The organism is Derxia gummosa DSM 723, from assembly GCF_000482785.1.
Taxonomy (GTDB): Bacteria; Pseudomonadota; Gammaproteobacteria; order Burkholderiales; family Burkholderiaceae_E; genus Derxia; species Derxia gummosa.
Window position 1 is genome coordinate 132,806 of the sequence record NZ_AXWS01000008.1, and the last position, 14,713, is coordinate 147,518.

The window sequence follows — 14,713 nt, forward strand, 5'->3', positions numbered from 1 at the left end:
CCATGCTGTCCGGGCGGTGGGCGGTGGGCGGTGAGGCGCCAGCGCATCGCGCGCCGCGCGCCGCCGCCGCTCAGCCCGCGTGCATCCAGGCCAGCAGCCCCGACAGCGTGAAGAACGACGCCGTCATCGCCACCACCAGCACCGCCGCCGCGAAGCGCTCCAGCCCGAAGCGCTGGGCCAGCACCGGATAGATGCTCAGCATCGGCAGCGCCGCATAGCCGATGCCCGCGAGCTTCAGCGCGGGATCGGTGGCCGGGCCGACGAGGAAGGCGCCCGCCACCAGCAGCGGATGCAGCAGCAGCTTGCCCGCCGTCACGCCGAGGATGGCGCCGGGCTTGTCGCGCAGCGCCTCGCCGTGCAGCGACAGGCCGATCACGAACAGCGCCACGCCGGTCGAGGTGTTGGCGAGCAGCTCGACCGCGCGTGACGCGGCCGGCGGCAGCGCGAGGCCGCTCGCCGAGAAGGCCATCGCGACTGCAATCGCTTGCAGAAGCCGCGTCTTCGGCATCTGGCGCAGCGTGGCGAGCAGGGTCGCGCCCACGCCGCCTTCGCCGCGCGCCGCCTGTGCGAGCCCGAGGCAGAGCGGCCCCATCAGCAGGTTCTCGATCACGAGGTTGAGCGCGAGCGCCGCGCCCGCCACCGGCCCCAGCACCTGCACCAGCACCGGATAGCCGACGAAGCCGCTGTTCGAGCAGCTCATGCCCATGCCGTGCATCGCGCCTTCGTCGAGCTTGCCGCCGGCGCGCAGCGTGACGGCCACGCCCACGCCCACCGTCGCGACCGACCCGACCGCGTAGGCGAACAGATAGCCCGGACTCAGCAGCGCCTCGATCGGCCGCTGGCCGACCGCGCGGAAGATGAGCGCTGGCAGCGCGAAGTTGATGACATAGCGCCCGAGCACGCGGGCGTCGGCCGTGTCGAAGGCGCCGAGGCGCCGTGCCGCGTAGCCGAGCGCCACCAGGAGGTAGATGGGCGCGGTCGCGGCGAGGATGTCATGCATCGCCGGCGCCTCACTGCGCCGGGTACAGACGCGCGAGCGCCTCGATGGCCAAGCCGTAGCCCTTGACGCCGAAGCCCACGACGATGCCGCGCGCCACCGGCGAGATGTAGCTGTGATGGCGGAAGCTCTCGCGCGCATGCACGTTGCTGATGTGCAGCTCGATCACGATCGCGTCGGCGCCCTTGATCGCGTCATGCAGCGCGATCGAGGTGTGCGTGTACGCGCCCGGGTTGAACACCACGCCCACCATGCTGCCGGCCTTGATCTCGCGGCCCGCCTCGTGAATCCACTCGATGAGCTGGCCCTCGTAATTGCTCTGGCGGCAGTCGGCCTCGAAGCCGTGCTTCGCGGCTTCGTCGCGGCAGAGCTGCTCGACGTCGGCGAGCGTCTCGTAGCCGTACTGCGCGGGTTCGCGCGTGCCGAGCAGGTTGAGGTTGGGACCGTTGAGGACGAGGATCTTCTTCATGTGATTGCCTGGGCTGCTTCAGCCTGAGGTTGGGGGAAAACGGGAACGGCCACGCGGCTGCCGCTGCGGGCAGCGGCCACGACGGCCTCGGTGACGCGCAAGTTTTGCAGACCGTCGCGCGCGGTCACGAGCGGCGCGGCCTCGCCGCGCAGCACCGCCACGAAATGCGCGAGCTGGCGCGCGAGCGGATCGGCGCGTTCGACGCCCATGATTTCGCGGCGGAAGGGATTGCACCACGAGCGCTGCTCGCGGCCGTCGTAAAGATGCAGCCTGAGGGTGGGTACGGCCAGCGAGCCGTCGGTGCCGGCGATGACGTAGCAGTCCTCGTCGGGGTAGGCCGCGAAGTCGGGGTTCTCCATCGAGGTCTGCTCCCAGCTCAGCGGCGCGGCGGCCGTGTCCGACAGCAGGAAGCTGCCGAGCGCGCCGCCCGCGAAGGCGAAGCCGATCGCCACGGTGTCCTCCACCGCATGGCCGCGCACCGCGTTCGAGGCGAAGGCCTGCACCTCGGTGATCTCGCCGCAGAGCATGCGCAGGTTGTGCACCTCGTGGATGAGGTTGATGAGGATCGGCCCGCCGCCCGGCTCCCGGCGCCACGGCGCGGCCTCGAAATAGCCGTCGGGCTTGCAGAACATCGCGCTGCCCAGCACGCCGACGATGCGGCCGAGCCGGCCCGAGCGCAGCACCTCGCGCGCGGCGGCCATGAGCGGGCTGTGCGCGCGGTGATGACCCACGAGCAGCGGCACGCCGCTCGCGTCGGCGGCGTGGCACAGCGCCTCGCCCTCGGCCGCGCTCGCGGCGAGCGGCTTTTCCACCAGCACCGGCACGCCGGCGGCGAGGCAGGCGAGGGCGTCGGGCAGGTGCAGCGCGTTGGGCGTGGCGACGATGACGCCATCGGGCCGGTCGCGCGCAAGTAGCTCGGCCACGCCCGCGCGCAGCGGCGCGCCCACGGCCTGCGCGAGCGGGGCGGCGGCGGGCGACGGATCGGCGATGGCGGCGAGCACGCAGTCGTCGCGGTCGAGCACTTCGTCGATGTGACGGCGGCCGATGAGGCCGGCACCGGCGACGGCGATGCGCAGGCGGCGCGGGGCGGAACGGGGCATGGCGGTCTCCTCTCCTCTGGCGGGAGGCGCGACGGTACTGAACACGATCCGGCAAATAAACTGCGCCGATCCGAATTCAGAATTTCCAAGCCATGAACAAACGCCCCGATCTCGGTGACCTGGAAATCTTCTGCGTGGTGGCGCGCCTGAGCAGCTTCAACGCGGCGGCGGCCGAGCTGGGCAGCTCGCCGGCCCACGTCAGCAAGCGCATCGCCATCCTGGAGGCGACGCTCGGCGCGCGGCTGTTCCACCGCACGACGCGCCGCGTGGCGATCAGCGCCGACGGCGAGCTGGTGTACGAACGCGCGCGCCGCCTGCTCGACGATGCCGACGGCATGGCGGGCGCGCTGTCGTCGGGCCGCGACGAGCCGGCCGGCCTGCTGCGCGTGAGCAGCGGCATCCGGCTCGGGCGCAACCATGTCTCGCACATCCTCGTCCGCATGCGCGAGCGCTATCCGAAGCTGGAGGTCTGGCTCGAACTCGTGAACCAGCCCTACGACATGCTGGCCGAGGGCATCGACATCGACATCCGCGCCGCCGCCGTGCAGGAGCCGCATCTGGTCGCGCACCGCGTGGTCGGCAGCCGGCGCGTGCTGTGCGCGACACCCGGCTATCTCGCGCGGCGCGGCCGGCCCCGCACGCTGGCCGAACTGCGCCAGCACGACTGCCTGCTGTTCCGCGACCGGGGCCATTCCTTCGGCACCTGGCGGCTGCATGACGCCGACGGCCCGGTCGAGCCGGTGAAGGTGACCGGCCCGCTCGGCTCCAACCACAGCGACATCGTGCAGAACTGGCTGCTCGACGGGCAGGGCATCGCGATGCTGTCGGTCTGGGACGTGGCCGAGCCGCTGGCCGACGGCCGCGTCGAGCAGGTGTTGCCGCAGTACTGGGAGCCGGCCGACGTGATGGCGGTGACGACGGCGCGCGCCTCGGCCTCGACCAATGTGCGGCTCGGCCTCGACTTCCTGATGCGCGAGCTGCGCGAGGGGCCGTTCGCGCTGCGCACCGGCATGACCTGAGCCGGCCGGGCGCGGCGCCGTCATCGTTCTCAGGCGAGCGGCACGGTCAGCGCGCGGATGACCTCGCCCGTCGCCGGACGCACGCCGCGCCACCAGGCGAAGGCCTCGGCGGCCTGCTCGACCAGCATGCCGACGCCATCGGCGAGCCGGGCCGCGCCGGCCTGCCGGGCCAGCGCGAGAAAGGGCGTCAGCCCCTTGCCGTAGGCCAGCTCGTAGGCCAGCGTGTGGCCGGCGAACACGCCCGGCGGCACCGGCGGCAGCTCGGCGCGCAGGCTGGCCGAGGTGGCGTTGAGCACGAGGTCGAACGGCGCGTCGCCCAGCTCGTCATAGCCGGCCGCCGTGATCGGGCCGGCGCCGGCCACGCGCGCCGCCAGTTCGCGCGCCTTGGCCGTGTCGCGGTTGACGAGCACGAAGGCCGCCGGCCCCTGCGCGAGGAAGGGCAGCAGGGCGCTGCGCGCCGCGCCGCCGGCGCCGAGCATCAGCACCCGCTTGCACGCGAGCGCGAGGCCGAGGTTGCGCTGCACGTCGTTGACGAGGCCGACGCCGTCGAAGTTCTCGGCGCGGATGCGGCCGTCGTCGTCGAAGCTCAGCGCATTGGCCGCGCCGGCGAGGCGCGCGGCCTCGGAATGCTCGGTGGCGAAGGCGAAGGCATCGAGCTTGAACGGCGCGGTGATGTTCAGCCCGCGTCCGCCACTGGCGCGAAAGGCTTCGGCCGTCTCGCGGAAGCTGCCGGGCGCGGCCTCGATCGCGAGGTACTCCATGTCCTGCCCGGTGCTGCGCGCGAAGCTCGTGTGGATGAAGGGCGACTTCGTGTGGCCGAGCGGATGGCCGGTGACGGCGTAGCGGTCAGTCATGGCGGGGCTCCGTGCTGTAGAGGCTGCCGTCGGCCTGCATCGCGGCGATCTCGGCGGCGCTGAAGCCCAGGCTCGCCGCGACTTCGGCGTTGTGCTGGCCGAGTTCGGGCGCCACCTGGGTGATGGTGGTGTCGCAGTCCGAGAAGCGGAACGGCAGGTTGGGCAGGCGGATGCTGCCGAGTACCGGATGCTGCTGCTCGACCAGCATGCCGCGCGCCCGCACCTGAGGATCGGCCAGCACCTCGTCGATGCGCTGCACCTTCGCGCAGGGCACGTCCACCTCGTCGAGCATGGCGAGCAGTTGCGCCACCGGCCGGTGCGCGGCCCAGTCGCGCACGATCGGCACCAGCTCGGCGCGATGGGCGTTGCGGCCGGCGGCGCTGTGGAAGCGCGTGTCGGCGGCGAGGCCGGCCGGGCCGCCGCTGCCCTCGACGAGGGCGGCGAGGCGCTTCCAGGCGTCGTCCACCTGGGCCGCGATCACGAGGTCGCCGTCGGCGGCGCGGAACACGCCGTAGAGCGTGGACGTCGGCAGGTCGTGGCCGGTCTGCACCGGCAGTTCGGTGCCGCCCGAGAGCGTGTAGCACTGCACCGCGTACTCGTGCATCGAGATGAGGCTGTCGTACAGCGCCATGTCGATGTGCTGGCCCCGGCCGCTGCGCTCGCGCCCGAGCAGCGCGGCGTTGATCGCGGCGACCGCGTGGGCGCCGGTGTAGAGGTCGCCGAGCGCGATGCGCAGCAGCGGCGGCGCGTCGCCGGGCGTGCCGACCATCTGCATGATCCCGCTCTTGGCCTCGGCGATGAGGCCGAAGCCGGCGCGGTGCGAGTCGGGCCCGGTGTGGCCGTAGGCCGAGATCGAGCAGTAGACGAGGCGCGGATTGCGCTCGGCCAGCTCGCGGTAGCCGAGGCCGAGCTTGTCGAGCGCGCCGGGGCGGTAGTTCTCGACGAACACGTCGGCGCTGTCGACGAGGCGTTGCAGCAGCTCGCGGCCGCGCGCCGTCTTGAGGTTCACGCAGACGCCCTTCTTGCCCATGTTCTGCTGCAGGAAGTAGCCGCTGTGGTCGCCGATGAACCAGGCGTGCTGGCGGCCGGCGTCGCCGGTGGTCGGGCGCTCGACCTTGATGACCTCGGCGCCGAGCGCCGCGAGGCAGCGGCCGACATAGGGGCCGGCGAGGAAGTGGCTGTAGTCGATGACGCGCAGGCCGGTGAGCGGGAGATTGGCATTCATGTCGCGGCTCCGCTCAGAACGTGCCCGGACGGCGCGGAATCATCAGCCGGTGCTCGCCGCGCTGGACGACCTCGCCGTGCTGGTTGATGAGTTCGGACGGCAGCACGACGATGCCCCAGCCCGGACGGCTCTTCGACAGGCGCATCGTGCCGACCGTGAAGCGCACGCGCACCACGTCGTCGATGCGGATCGGCAGCAGGAAGTCCCAGGTCCAGCCGAGCGACATGCCGGGCACGAAGCGGTAGTCGCTCTGCGTCTTCAGGCCGTCGGCGATCGACAGGCCGAACAGGCCGTGCGCGACGCGGGTGCCGAAGGGCGTGGTCTTGGCGTAGGCCTCGTCCACATGCACGGGCGTGAAGTCGCCGGTGAGTTCGGCGTAGGCGTTGATGCGGGCTTCGGTGACGGCGTATTCGGGGCTGAGGCAGCTGTCGCCTTCGCGGGCGTCGTCCCAGTAGCGCTCGGGCGTGGCGCTGGCGGTGGAAGTCATGTCGGGGTCTCCGGGCGTGCGGCGGGCACGCGGGGTGGGGCGGGAAGAAGGAGGCTGCGATCGGGCGTGGCGTGCCGCGCGGGGCGGCGACGGCCGGCGCGCCGCTCAGGCCTGCGGCCAGTCGCGCGGATTCACGGCGAGCACGCGCTCGACGCTGTCGCCGCTGGCCTGGATCAGCTCGACGGCGAGGCCGTCGGGCAGTTGCAGCCAGTTCGAGCCCTGGGGCAGCGTGGTCACGCCCCAGGCGCGGGCCGCGTCGAGCGCGGCGCCGAGGTCGCTGACCATGATCCCGAGGTGGGCGAGCCAGCCGGCGTCATTGCTCGGCGGCGCGGCGAAGCCGGGCACCGACATGAATTGCAGGCCGCCGAGCGTCCAGTACTGGCGCGGCGCGTGTTCGGGGCCATCGACCTCGCGCAGCGTCTGGCCCAGCACCTCGCGGAAGAAGCGGATGTGCCAGTCGATGTCGCTGACGCGGATCGCCACATGCTCGACATAGCTGCGGACGCGCTTGTTCATCGGGAAGTCTCCTGTCGGGTCTGGCGCGCGACGGCCATCGCGCGCTCGATGCCCTTGATGGCCGCGACCAGCGTGGCGTTGACCGGCGTGGGCAGGCCGAGGCGTTCGCCCGCGCGCACGACGGCGCCGTTGATGAAGTCGATCTCGGTGATCGAGCCGGCTGCAAGGCTTTGCAGCATCGAGGTTCTGAAGTCGGCGGGCAGGCCTTCGGCGGCCATGCGCCAGGCGTCCTGCGGCGCGGCGATCGACAGCCGGATGCCGTCGGCCCGCGCGCAGGCCATCGCCTCGGCCACGGCGGCGATGGCGGCGCGCTCGATCTCGGGAATGCGGTAGGCCTCGCCGTAGGTGAGGCCGGTGATGGCGGTGAGGGCGCCGGTCGCCACGTTCACGAGCAGCTTGTCCCACATGACGCCGAGGATGTTGTCGCTGACCTCGATGACGAGGCCGGCGCGCTCGAATTCGGCGGCGATGGCGCGGGTGCGCGCGCCGACGCGGCCGTCGAGCTCGCCGATGATCGTGCGCTTGCCGGCGGTGCCGGCGCTGATGCGGCCGGGGCCGAGCAGCACGCCGCCGACATAGGTCTTGCCGGCCAGCACGCGCTCGCGGCCGACCGCCTCGGCCAGCAGCTCCTCATGGCCGAGACCGTTCTGCAGCGACATCACGACCGTGTCCGGCCCGATCAGCGCGCCGGCCGAGGCCATGGCCGCGCGCGTGTCGAAGGACTTGACGAGCACGATCACGAGATCGACCGGGCCGATGTCCTCGGCGCGGGTGGCGGCCCGCACGGCCACCGTCGTCGGGCTGCCGCCACGGTGGATGACCAAGCCGTCGCGGCGGATCGCGTCGGCATGGGCGCCGGGGCGGCACAGCAGCCAGACGTCGGCGCCGGCCTCGGCCAGGCTGCCGCCGAGGGCACAACCGAGCGCACCCGCGCCCAGCACACAGATCTTCATCGCGTCTCCGTTCCGGTGCGATGCGAGGCATCGCGTGGCGACGGACGATAGGCAGCCGGCGGTATTGCGTAAATTCAATGCAGGCAATGTTCCGTATTGCCTGATTCAATATGGAGCGCCGCGCGCTGCGGCCGTCCCTTCGCCCGAGGAAACCGGTCATGCCCCTGCCCGACAACGATGCTGTCCTGCCCGACATCAAGCTGCTGAGGCTGTTCGAGCTGCTGCATGCCAACGGCAGCGTCACGCGCGCGGCCGAGTTGCTGGGGCAGAGCCAGCCGACGGTGAGCATCTGGCTCGGCCAGTTGCGGCGGCAGTTCGGCGATCCGCTGTTCGTGCGCACGCCGGCCGGCATGCAGCCGACGCCGCGCGCCGGCGAGCTGATCGGCCCGGTGCGCGAGGTGCTCGCCACGCTGCGCGGCATCGTCGCCGCGCCGACCGACTTCGACCCGGCGACGAGCCGGCGGCGCTTTCGGGTCTGCATGACCGACGCGAGCCACATCACGCTGCTGCCCCGGCTGCTGGGCCGGCTGCGCGCCCAGGCGCCGGGCAGCACGCTGGAGGCGCTGCGCATCGACGCCGACACGCCGCGCCTGCTCGCCGCCGGCGAGGCCGATCTCGCGCTCGGCCTGGTGCCGGGGCTGGAGGCCGGCTTCTACCAGCAGGTGCTGTTCAGCCAGGACTGGATCTGCCTCGCCAGCGCGAGCCATCCGCGCCTCGGCAGCAGCCTGTCGCTGCTCGCCTGGCAGGCCGAATCGCATGTGGTGATCGTGTCGGGCACCGGCTCGCAGTTGCTGGAAGCCGCGCTGCGCGCGCAGCGGGTGGAACGGCGCGTGGTGCTGGCGCTGCCGGGCTTCCTGGGCCTGCCGGCGATCGTGTCGGGCAGCGACCTCGTCGCGACCCTGCCGCGCCACATCGGCGAAACGCTCGCGGCCCAGTGGCCGGGCCTGCGCGCCTTCGCCTGCCCGGTGGCGGTCGAGGGCTTCACGGTCAAGCAGCACTGGCATGAGCGCTTCCACCACGAGCCGGGCAACCGCTGGCTGCGCGCGCAATGCGCCGAGCTGTTCGGGCAGGGGCGCGGGCCGCTGGCGGGCTAGCATCCGGTCGCATGTCGATCCCATTCCGCCTTCGCCCGCCGCCGCGGCGCGGCCTGATTGCCGCCGCGCTGACGCTGTTCGCGGCGACGGCCGTGACTGGCTCGCGCGCCGTTGGGGGCGCCGGCAATGGTGTCGGCTATGGTGTCGGCAAGGGCGCCGGCTCGCGCGCCGGTGATGCCGCCGCTCGCCCCTGGCTCGATGCCCACCTGCCGCCCGACGAACGCGCCCGCCTGCTCGAAGCCGAACTCACGCTCGACGAGCGCATCGCCCTCGTCCACGGCCCGATGGCGCTGCCCTTCGCGGGCAAGCCGGTGCCCAAGGGTGCGCTCGGCTCTGCCGGCTACGTGCCCGGCGTGCCGCGCCTCGGCATCCCGGCCCTGCAGGAGACCGACGCGAGCCTTGGCGTCGCCAACCCCGCCGACGTGCGACCCGGCGACGGCGCGACCGCGCTGCCGTCGAGCCTCGCGCTTGCCGCGAGCTTCGACCCGCAGCTCGCCTTCGACAGCGGCGCGATGATCGGCCGCGAGGCGCGCGCCAAGGGCTTCAACGTGCTGCTCGCGGGCGGCGCCAATCTCGCGCGCGACCCGCGCAATGGCCGCAACTTCGAGTACCTCGGCGAAGACCCGCTGCTCGCCGGCACGCTCGCGGGCGAGTCGATCCGGGGCATCCAGTCGCAGCGCGTGATCTCGACGCTCAAGCACTTTTCGCTCAACGCGCAGGAGACGAACCGGCAGGCGGTGGACGCGTGCATCGACGAGGCGGCGCACCGCGAGTCGGACCTGCTCGCCTTCCAGCTCGCGGTCGAGCGCGGCCGGCCCGGCTCGGTCATGTGCGGCTACAACCTCGTGAACGGCGAGCACGCCTGCGGCAATGCGCATCTGCTCAACCGCGTGCTCAAGGGCGACTGGGGCTATCCGGGCTGGGTGATGTCGGACTGGGGCGCGGTGCATGCGGTGCGCGATGCGCTCGCGGGGCTGGACCAGGAATCGGGCGAGCAGCTCGATGCGCAGGTGTTCTTCGGCGCGCCGCTCAAGGCGGCGGTGGAGGCGGGCGAGGTGCCGCGCGAACGGCTGTCGGACATGGTGCGGCGGGTGTTGCGGTCGATGTTCGCGGTCGGGCTGTTCGATGCCGCGCCGATGGCGACGAATGCCGGTGGCGCGGCGTCATCGGCGCCTGCCACGGTCGGCGCCGCGCCGGCCTGCGACCGCGAGCCGATCGACCGCGCGGCACACGCCGCCGTCGCGCGCAAGGTCGCGGCCGAGGGCATGGTGCTGCTCGCCAATCGCGACGGCCTGCTGCCGCTCGGCGCGGGCACGAAGCGCATCGCCGTCATCGGCGCGCATGCGGATGTGGGCGTGCCGAGCGGCGGCGGTTCGTCGCAGGTGATGCCGTGGGGCGGGCCGGCGGCTGTGGTGCCGGTGGGGCAGGGTGGCAGCTGGATGCAGGCCTGGAGCAAGGTGGTCTGGCATCCGTCGGCGCCGCTGGCGGCGCTGCGCGAGCGGCTGCCGGGCGCGCGCATCGAGTTCGACAACGGCCGTTATCCGTCGCGCGCCGCAGCGCTGGCGCGCGAGGCCGATGTGGCCGTCGTCTTCGTCGAGCAATGGATGATCGAGGCGCTCGACGCGCCCGACCTGTCGCTGCCCGAGGGCCAGGACGCGCTCGTCGCCGAGGTGGCGCGCGCCAATCCCAACACCGTGGTCGTGCTCCAGACCGGCGGGCCGGTGCTCATGCCCTGGCTTGGCGGCGTGAAGGCGGTGCTCGCCGCGTGGTATGCGGGCGGCGAGGGCGGCGCGGCCATCGCCGACGTGCTGACGGGCGCGGTCAATCCGTCGGGCCGCCTGCCGGTGAGCTTTCCCGCGAGCCTCGACCAGACGCCGCGCGGCCCGCTGCCGCTGCGCGAGGGCGCGCCGGGCGAGCGTTTCGCGGTCGAGTACCGCGAGGGATCGGACGTGGGCTATCGCTGGCATGCGGCGCGGGGCAACAAGCCGCTGTTCGCCTTCGGCCACGGGCTGAGCTACACGCGCTTCGTGCACGAGCGGCTCGCGGCGCGCGGCGGCGCCACGGTCGCGGTGGAGCTGGACGTGGTCAACACCGGCGCGCGCGCCGGTGCCGAGGTGGTGCAGCTCTATGCCGAACCGGCGTCCGGGCGTCCGGGGCGGCGGCTGATCGGCTTCACTCGGGTGGAACTCACTTCCGGCGAAAGGCGGCGCGTGAGCATCGAGGCCGATCCGCGCCTGCTCGCCGACTTCGACGCGGCGGCGAACGGCTGGCATCTGCGCGGCGGCGAGCGCCGCGTGCTGGTGGCGCGCGACGCGCTCGCCGACGGACTGGCGGCGGTCGTCCGGCTGGAAGAGCGGCGACTGCCGGCGGGCGGGCGCTGACGCGGCACGCCAGGGGCGTGCGCTGACGAAATGCGTCGAAGCCGGCGGCCGACGGCAGCCAGCGCAGGCCGCCGCGAAATCGACGCCGGTTCGCCGCAAACCCGCATCCGCAAGGCCTCTTTCAGTGCCCGCACGGCGCCGGTTGTGTTGGTTGCGCGCCGAAATGCCGCGCCGCTGCGCATCAGGGCCGACCCGCGATCCGCACGATTGCCGATCGCCCATGCGCGATTATCGCGCGCCCCGAATTGTTCCCTCTTCCTTGCCGCTTCAGGCTGGCTGCCGCAATGCCCCACCTGAGGAGACAAGGAATGAAAAAAATCGCCATCGCCGCCGCGCTGTCCGGGCTCATCGCCGCGCCGGCCTTCGCGCAATCGACGGTGACGCTGTTCGGCTATGCCGACGCCGCCTATGTGAACCAGACCAACCGTGTCGGCAACGGCGCCGGCCATGCCGTGCAGTCGGGCGCCTGGCAGGCCTCGCGCTGGGGCGTGCGTGGCGCGGAAGACCTCGGCAACGGCACGAAGGCCATCTTCGACATCGCCTCGACCATCGCGCTCGATACCGGCGCCAACGCCAACAGCGGTCGCATGTTCGACCGCAACGCCTATGTCGGCCTGAGCAACACCAGCTACGGCACCGTGATGCTCGGCCGCCAGGTCACGACGCTGACCGAAGCCCTGTGGGTGACCGACCCGCTGCGCGCCAACAACGGCGCCACCAACATGAACGTGCGCTACGGCTACCTCGCCGGCCCGGGCACGCCGATCGCCGACGGCTTCGGCCCCGGCGCCTCGCTTGCGGGCAACTCGCTCGACCGCCAGGACAACACGGTCAAGTACGTCTACAAGGGCACGAGCGGCGGCCCGATCGCGATGGGCTACTACTCCTTCGGTGAATCGAGCACCGCCGGCAACTCGGCCAGCAAGTCGGGCGGCCTGCTCGCCGGCTGGGATGCGAGCAACTTCCAGCTGCGCGCGGCCTATGCCCAGTTCAAGAACGCGACCGGCGCCGCCAAGCTCGACGCCTGGACCGTCGGCGGCGTGTACACGCTCGACAAGGTCAAGCTCAAGGCGACCTGGAGCCAGAACAAGATCGACGGCGTCGAGGCCACCTACCACGAACAGGAAATCAAGGTCGGCTCGGCCGGCGTGACCTACTCGTTCACGCCCGCGCTCGACGTGACGCTCGCCTACTACCGTGGCACGCGCGGCTTCGACAACGTCTCCACCGACCAGAAGGCGCAGAAGTTCTACGTCGTGCCCGAGTACTTCCTGAGCAAGCGCACCTGGCTCTACGCCATCGTCGATTACGAGCGCTTCAACGCGACCGGCTCGGCGCTGTCGAACGGCACGCCGCTCGAAGCCGGCACGCGCAGCTCGACCTACCTCGCGACCGGCATCAGCCACGCGTTCTGACCGACCCCCTCGGGCCGCGCCGGCCGTCTTCCTTCCTGGCCGGCGCGCCCCTTTTTATTCATGACCCAGCACGGAGGCCGCATGCGCAGGTCGATCGCGACCGTCTCGATCAGCGGTGCGCTCGAAGACAAGATGGAGTCGATCGCGCGTGCGCGCTTCGACGGCTTCGAGGTGTTCGAGAACGATCTGATCCACAGCGCGCTCGCGCCGCGCCAGATCGGCGCGCTCGCCGCCGACCTGGGTCTGAGCATCGATCTGTACCAGCCCTTCCGTGACTTCGACGCGGCGGACGACCGGCTCTTCCGCCGCAACCTCGATCGCGCCGAACGCAAGTTCGACCTCATGGGCGAACTCGGCGCGACCATGATCCTCATCTGCTCGAACGTCTCGCCCACGGCGGCGACCGACGACGCGCAGATCGCCGGCCAGCTCTACGAACTGGCCGAGCGTGCCGCGAAGCGCGGCATCCGCCTCGCCTACGAAAGCCTCGCCTGGGCCCGCCACGTATGGGACTACCGGCACTGCTGGAACATCGTGCGGCAGGCCGACCATCCGCATCTGGGCGTCTGCCTCGACAGCTTCCACATCCTGTCCCGCGGCCTCGATCCGAAGCACATCGAGGACATCGCCAGCGAGAAGATCTTCTTCCTGCAACTGGCCGACGCGCCGCTCATGACGATGGACGTGCTCCAGTGGAGCCGCCATTACCGCTGCTTCCCGGGGCAGGGCGGATTCGATCTGCCGAAGTTTCTCGGCCATGTGCTCGCCGCCGGCTATGCCGGGCCGCTGTCGCTGGAGATATTCAACGACGTGTTCCGCGAGGCGCCGAGCCGCGACACCACCCACGACGCGATGCGCTCGCTGCTCTGGCTGGAGGAGCAGGTGAAGCTGCGGGCGGTCGAGGGGCTGGACGTTGCAAGCGCTATCGGAGCCGCCGCGCCCGAAGCGCGCGAGGCTGATGTGCCGGCCGATGCCGTCGTCGCCGCGCCTGCCGCTGCGCGCAGCCAGGCCACGCCGCTCGCCGCCGCCCTCGGCCGGCTGGAGCTGTTCTCGCCGCCCGCGCCGCCGCGCATCGATGGCACGGCCTTCGTCGAATTTGCCGTGGACGACGGCACCGAGGCGGCGCTCGGCCGCGTGTTCTCGGCGCTCGGCTTCGAGCGCGCCGGCGAGCACCGCTCCAAGCGCGTGACGCTCTGGCGCCAGGGCGACACCAACCTCGTCATCAACAACGAGCCCGGCTCCTTCGCGAGCGAGTTCTTCCGCCAGCACGGCCCGAGCATCTGCGCCATCGCGCTGCGCACCGACGACGGCCAGCGCGCCGTCAACCGCGCCACCGCCTTCCACCTGCCGCGCTTCGAGGGCCGCGTCGGCCCGCACGAAACCACCATCCCGGCGGTGCGCACGGTGGACGGCAGCATCCTCTACTTCGTGTCGCCCGAGCTGGAGGCGCGCGGCTTCTGGGACATCGATTTCAGGCTCGCCGAGCCGGCCAACCGCGCGATCGGCCTCGGCCGCGTCGATCACATCGCCATCGCCGCGCCGATCGAGAGCTTCGACAGCGCCGTGCTGTTCCAGCGCGCCGCGCTCGGCCTCGAACCCGGCGACAGCCTGGAGCTGACCGACCCCTACGGCATGGTGCGCAGCCGCGCCCTGAGCAACGCCGACCGCAGCCTGCGCGTCGCGCTCAACGTCTCGCAAAGCCGCAGCACCGTGATCGCGCGCAGCGTCAGCTCGATGCACGGCGCGGGCGTCCACCACCTCGCCTTCGACTGCGCCGACATCTTCGCGAGCGTCGCGGCGGCACGCGGACGCGGCCTGGCCTTCCTCGACATCCCCGACAACTACTACGACGACCTCGCCGCGCGCTTCGACATTGACGCCGCCGTTCTCGACCGCCTGCGCATGCTGCGCGTGCTCTACGACCGCGACGCCAGCGGCGGCGAGTTCCTGCACGCCTACACGCCGATGTTCGAGGGCCGCTTCTTCTTCGAGCTGGTGCAGCGCATCGGCGGCTACGACGGCTACGGCGCCTCGAACGCGCCGGTGCGCATGGCGGCGCTCGCGCGCGACACGACCTCGCTCGTCACGCCGCCGCGCGGCGTGTGACGCGACCGAATGACCGTCCCGGCCTTGCGCTGCCGCTCCGGCGCCGCCGTCCACGGCCGGCTGGCGACCCTAAGGCGCATCGCCACCACTGCTTTTC

General features: G+C 71.9%; 13 protein-coding genes. 5 read left to right on the forward strand and 8 right to left on the reverse strand.

The features are described 5' to 3' along the window. Window positions 1-70 precede the first annotated feature (70 nt). From H566_RS0106875 to H566_RS23470, 3 genes are read right to left on the reverse strand one after another with little or no spacing between them, the layout of a single operon-like run. Complete coding sequence (locus H566_RS0106875; RefSeq protein ID WP_028310863.1) at window positions 71-1,000, reverse strand: AEC family transporter; 930 nt, start codon at window positions 998-1,000, stop codon at window positions 71-73. Between the two features lie 10 nt (window positions 1,001-1,010). Further along, complete coding sequence (aroQ, locus tag H566_RS0106880; RefSeq protein WP_028310864.1) at window positions 1,011-1,466, reverse strand: type II 3-dehydroquinate dehydratase; 456 nt, start codon at window positions 1,464-1,466, stop codon at window positions 1,011-1,013. Then, window positions 1,463-2,566 (reverse strand): Gfo/Idh/MocA family protein, encoded by a 1,104-nt coding sequence (locus tag H566_RS23470; RefSeq protein ID WP_051378272.1) that lies wholly within the window; start codon window positions 2,564-2,566, stop codon window positions 1,463-1,465. Before H566_RS23470 ends, aroQ begins: the two co-directional genes overlap by 4 nt. A 92-nt stretch (window positions 2,567-2,658) precedes the next feature. On the opposite strand from H566_RS23470, the gene H566_RS0106890 reads away from it, so the two are divergent. Then, a complete protein-coding gene (locus H566_RS0106890; protein WP_156924324.1) occupies window positions 2,659-3,585 on the forward strand; it encodes a LysR family transcriptional regulator in 927 nt (308 codons plus the stop codon). Between the two features lie 29 nt (window positions 3,586-3,614). On the opposite strand, the gene aroE is transcribed toward H566_RS0106890, so the two are convergent. The 5 genes from aroE to H566_RS0106915 form a co-directional block, all read right to left on the reverse strand. Next, the gene (aroE, locus tag H566_RS0106895) at window positions 3,615-4,439 is read right to left on the reverse strand and encodes a shikimate dehydrogenase (RefSeq protein WP_028310866.1); all 825 of its coding nucleotides are present in this window, start codon (window positions 4,437-4,439) and stop codon (window positions 3,615-3,617) included. Beyond that, window positions 4,432-5,664: a CaiB/BaiF CoA transferase family protein gene (locus tag H566_RS0106900; RefSeq protein WP_028310867.1), complete on the reverse strand. Its 1,233-nt coding sequence runs from the start codon at window positions 5,662-5,664 to the stop codon at window positions 4,432-4,434. Before H566_RS0106900 ends, aroE begins: the two co-directional genes overlap by 8 nt. Before the next feature lie 13 nt (window positions 5,665-5,677). Beyond that, entirely contained in the window at window positions 5,678-6,151 is a 474-nt protein-coding gene (locus H566_RS0106905) for a MaoC family dehydratase (protein ID WP_028310868.1), read from the reverse strand. Between the two features lie 105 nt (window positions 6,152-6,256). Next, entirely contained in the window at window positions 6,257-6,667 is a 411-nt protein-coding gene (locus H566_RS0106910) for a VOC family protein (RefSeq protein ID WP_028310869.1), read from the reverse strand. Next, a complete protein-coding gene (locus tag H566_RS0106915) occupies window positions 6,664-7,620 on the reverse strand; it encodes a ketopantoate reductase family protein (protein WP_028310870.1) in 957 nt (318 codons plus the stop codon). The genes H566_RS0106910 and H566_RS0106915 overlap by 4 nt, the downstream gene beginning before the upstream one ends. A 158-nt stretch (window positions 7,621-7,778) precedes the next feature. Here H566_RS0106915 and H566_RS0106920 point away from each other — a divergent pair, with 158 nt between their 5' ends. The 4 genes from H566_RS0106920 to H566_RS23485 all read left to right on the forward strand — a co-directional run bounded on the left by H566_RS0106920 (window position 7,779) and on the right by H566_RS23485 (window position 14,616). Further along, window positions 7,779-8,714, forward strand: a complete 936-nt coding sequence (locus tag H566_RS0106920) for a LysR family transcriptional regulator (protein WP_028310871.1) — start codon at window positions 7,779-7,781, stop codon at window positions 8,712-8,714. Window positions 8,715-8,725: 11 nt separating this feature from the next. After that, the gene (locus H566_RS23475; RefSeq protein ID WP_051378274.1) at window positions 8,726-11,095 is read left to right on the forward strand and encodes a beta-glucosidase; all 2,370 of its coding nucleotides are present in this window, start codon (window positions 8,726-8,728) and stop codon (window positions 11,093-11,095) included. A 308-nt stretch (window positions 11,096-11,403) separates the two neighbouring features. Continuing rightward, window positions 11,404-12,510: a porin gene (locus tag H566_RS23480; RefSeq protein WP_051378276.1), complete on the forward strand. Its 1,107-nt coding sequence runs from the start codon at window positions 11,404-11,406 to the stop codon at window positions 12,508-12,510. An 81-nt stretch (window positions 12,511-12,591) separates the two neighbouring features. Next, on the forward strand, window positions 12,592-14,616 hold the full coding sequence (locus H566_RS23485) for a bifunctional sugar phosphate isomerase/epimerase/4-hydroxyphenylpyruvate dioxygenase family protein (RefSeq protein ID WP_051378279.1): 2,025 nt from the start codon (window positions 12,592-12,594) through the stop codon (window positions 14,614-14,616). Window positions 14,617-14,713 lie beyond the last annotated feature (97 nt).

Coding starts and splice junctions, on each gene's coding strand:
- H566_RS0106875 (WP_028310863.1), bottom strand. CDS start 1,000: ATGCATGACATCCTCGCCGCGACCGCGCCCATCTACCTCCTGGTGGCG.
- aroQ (WP_028310864.1), bottom strand. CDS start 1,466: ATGAAGAAGATCCTCGTCCTCAACGGTCCCAACCTCAACCTGCTCGGC.
- H566_RS23470 (WP_051378272.1), bottom strand. CDS start 2,566: ATGCCCCGTTCCGCCCCGCGCCGCCTGCGCATCGCCGTCGCCGGTGCC.
- H566_RS0106890 (WP_156924324.1), top strand. CDS start 2,659: ATGAACAAACGCCCCGATCTCGGTGACCTGGAAATCTTCTGCGTGGTG.
- aroE (WP_028310866.1), bottom strand. CDS start 4,439: ATGACTGACCGCTACGCCGTCACCGGCCATCCGCTCGGCCACACGAAG.
- H566_RS0106900 (WP_028310867.1), bottom strand. CDS start 5,664: ATGAATGCCAATCTCCCGCTCACCGGCCTGCGCGTCATCGACTACAGC.
- H566_RS0106905 (WP_028310868.1), bottom strand. CDS start 6,151: ATGACTTCCACCGCCAGCGCCACGCCCGAGCGCTACTGGGACGACGCC.
- H566_RS0106910 (WP_028310869.1), bottom strand. CDS start 6,667: ATGAACAAGCGCGTCCGCAGCTATGTCGAGCATGTGGCGATCCGCGTC.
- H566_RS0106915 (WP_028310870.1), bottom strand. CDS start 7,620: ATGAAGATCTGTGTGCTGGGCGCGGGTGCGCTCGGTTGTGCCCTCGGC.
- H566_RS0106920 (WP_028310871.1), top strand. CDS start 7,779: ATGCCCCTGCCCGACAACGATGCTGTCCTGCCCGACATCAAGCTGCTG.
- H566_RS23475 (WP_051378274.1), top strand. CDS start 8,726: ATGTCGATCCCATTCCGCCTTCGCCCGCCGCCGCGGCGCGGCCTGATT.
- H566_RS23480 (WP_051378276.1), top strand. CDS start 11,404: ATGAAAAAAATCGCCATCGCCGCCGCGCTGTCCGGGCTCATCGCCGCG.
- H566_RS23485 (WP_051378279.1), top strand. CDS start 12,592: ATGCGCAGGTCGATCGCGACCGTCTCGATCAGCGGTGCGCTCGAAGAC.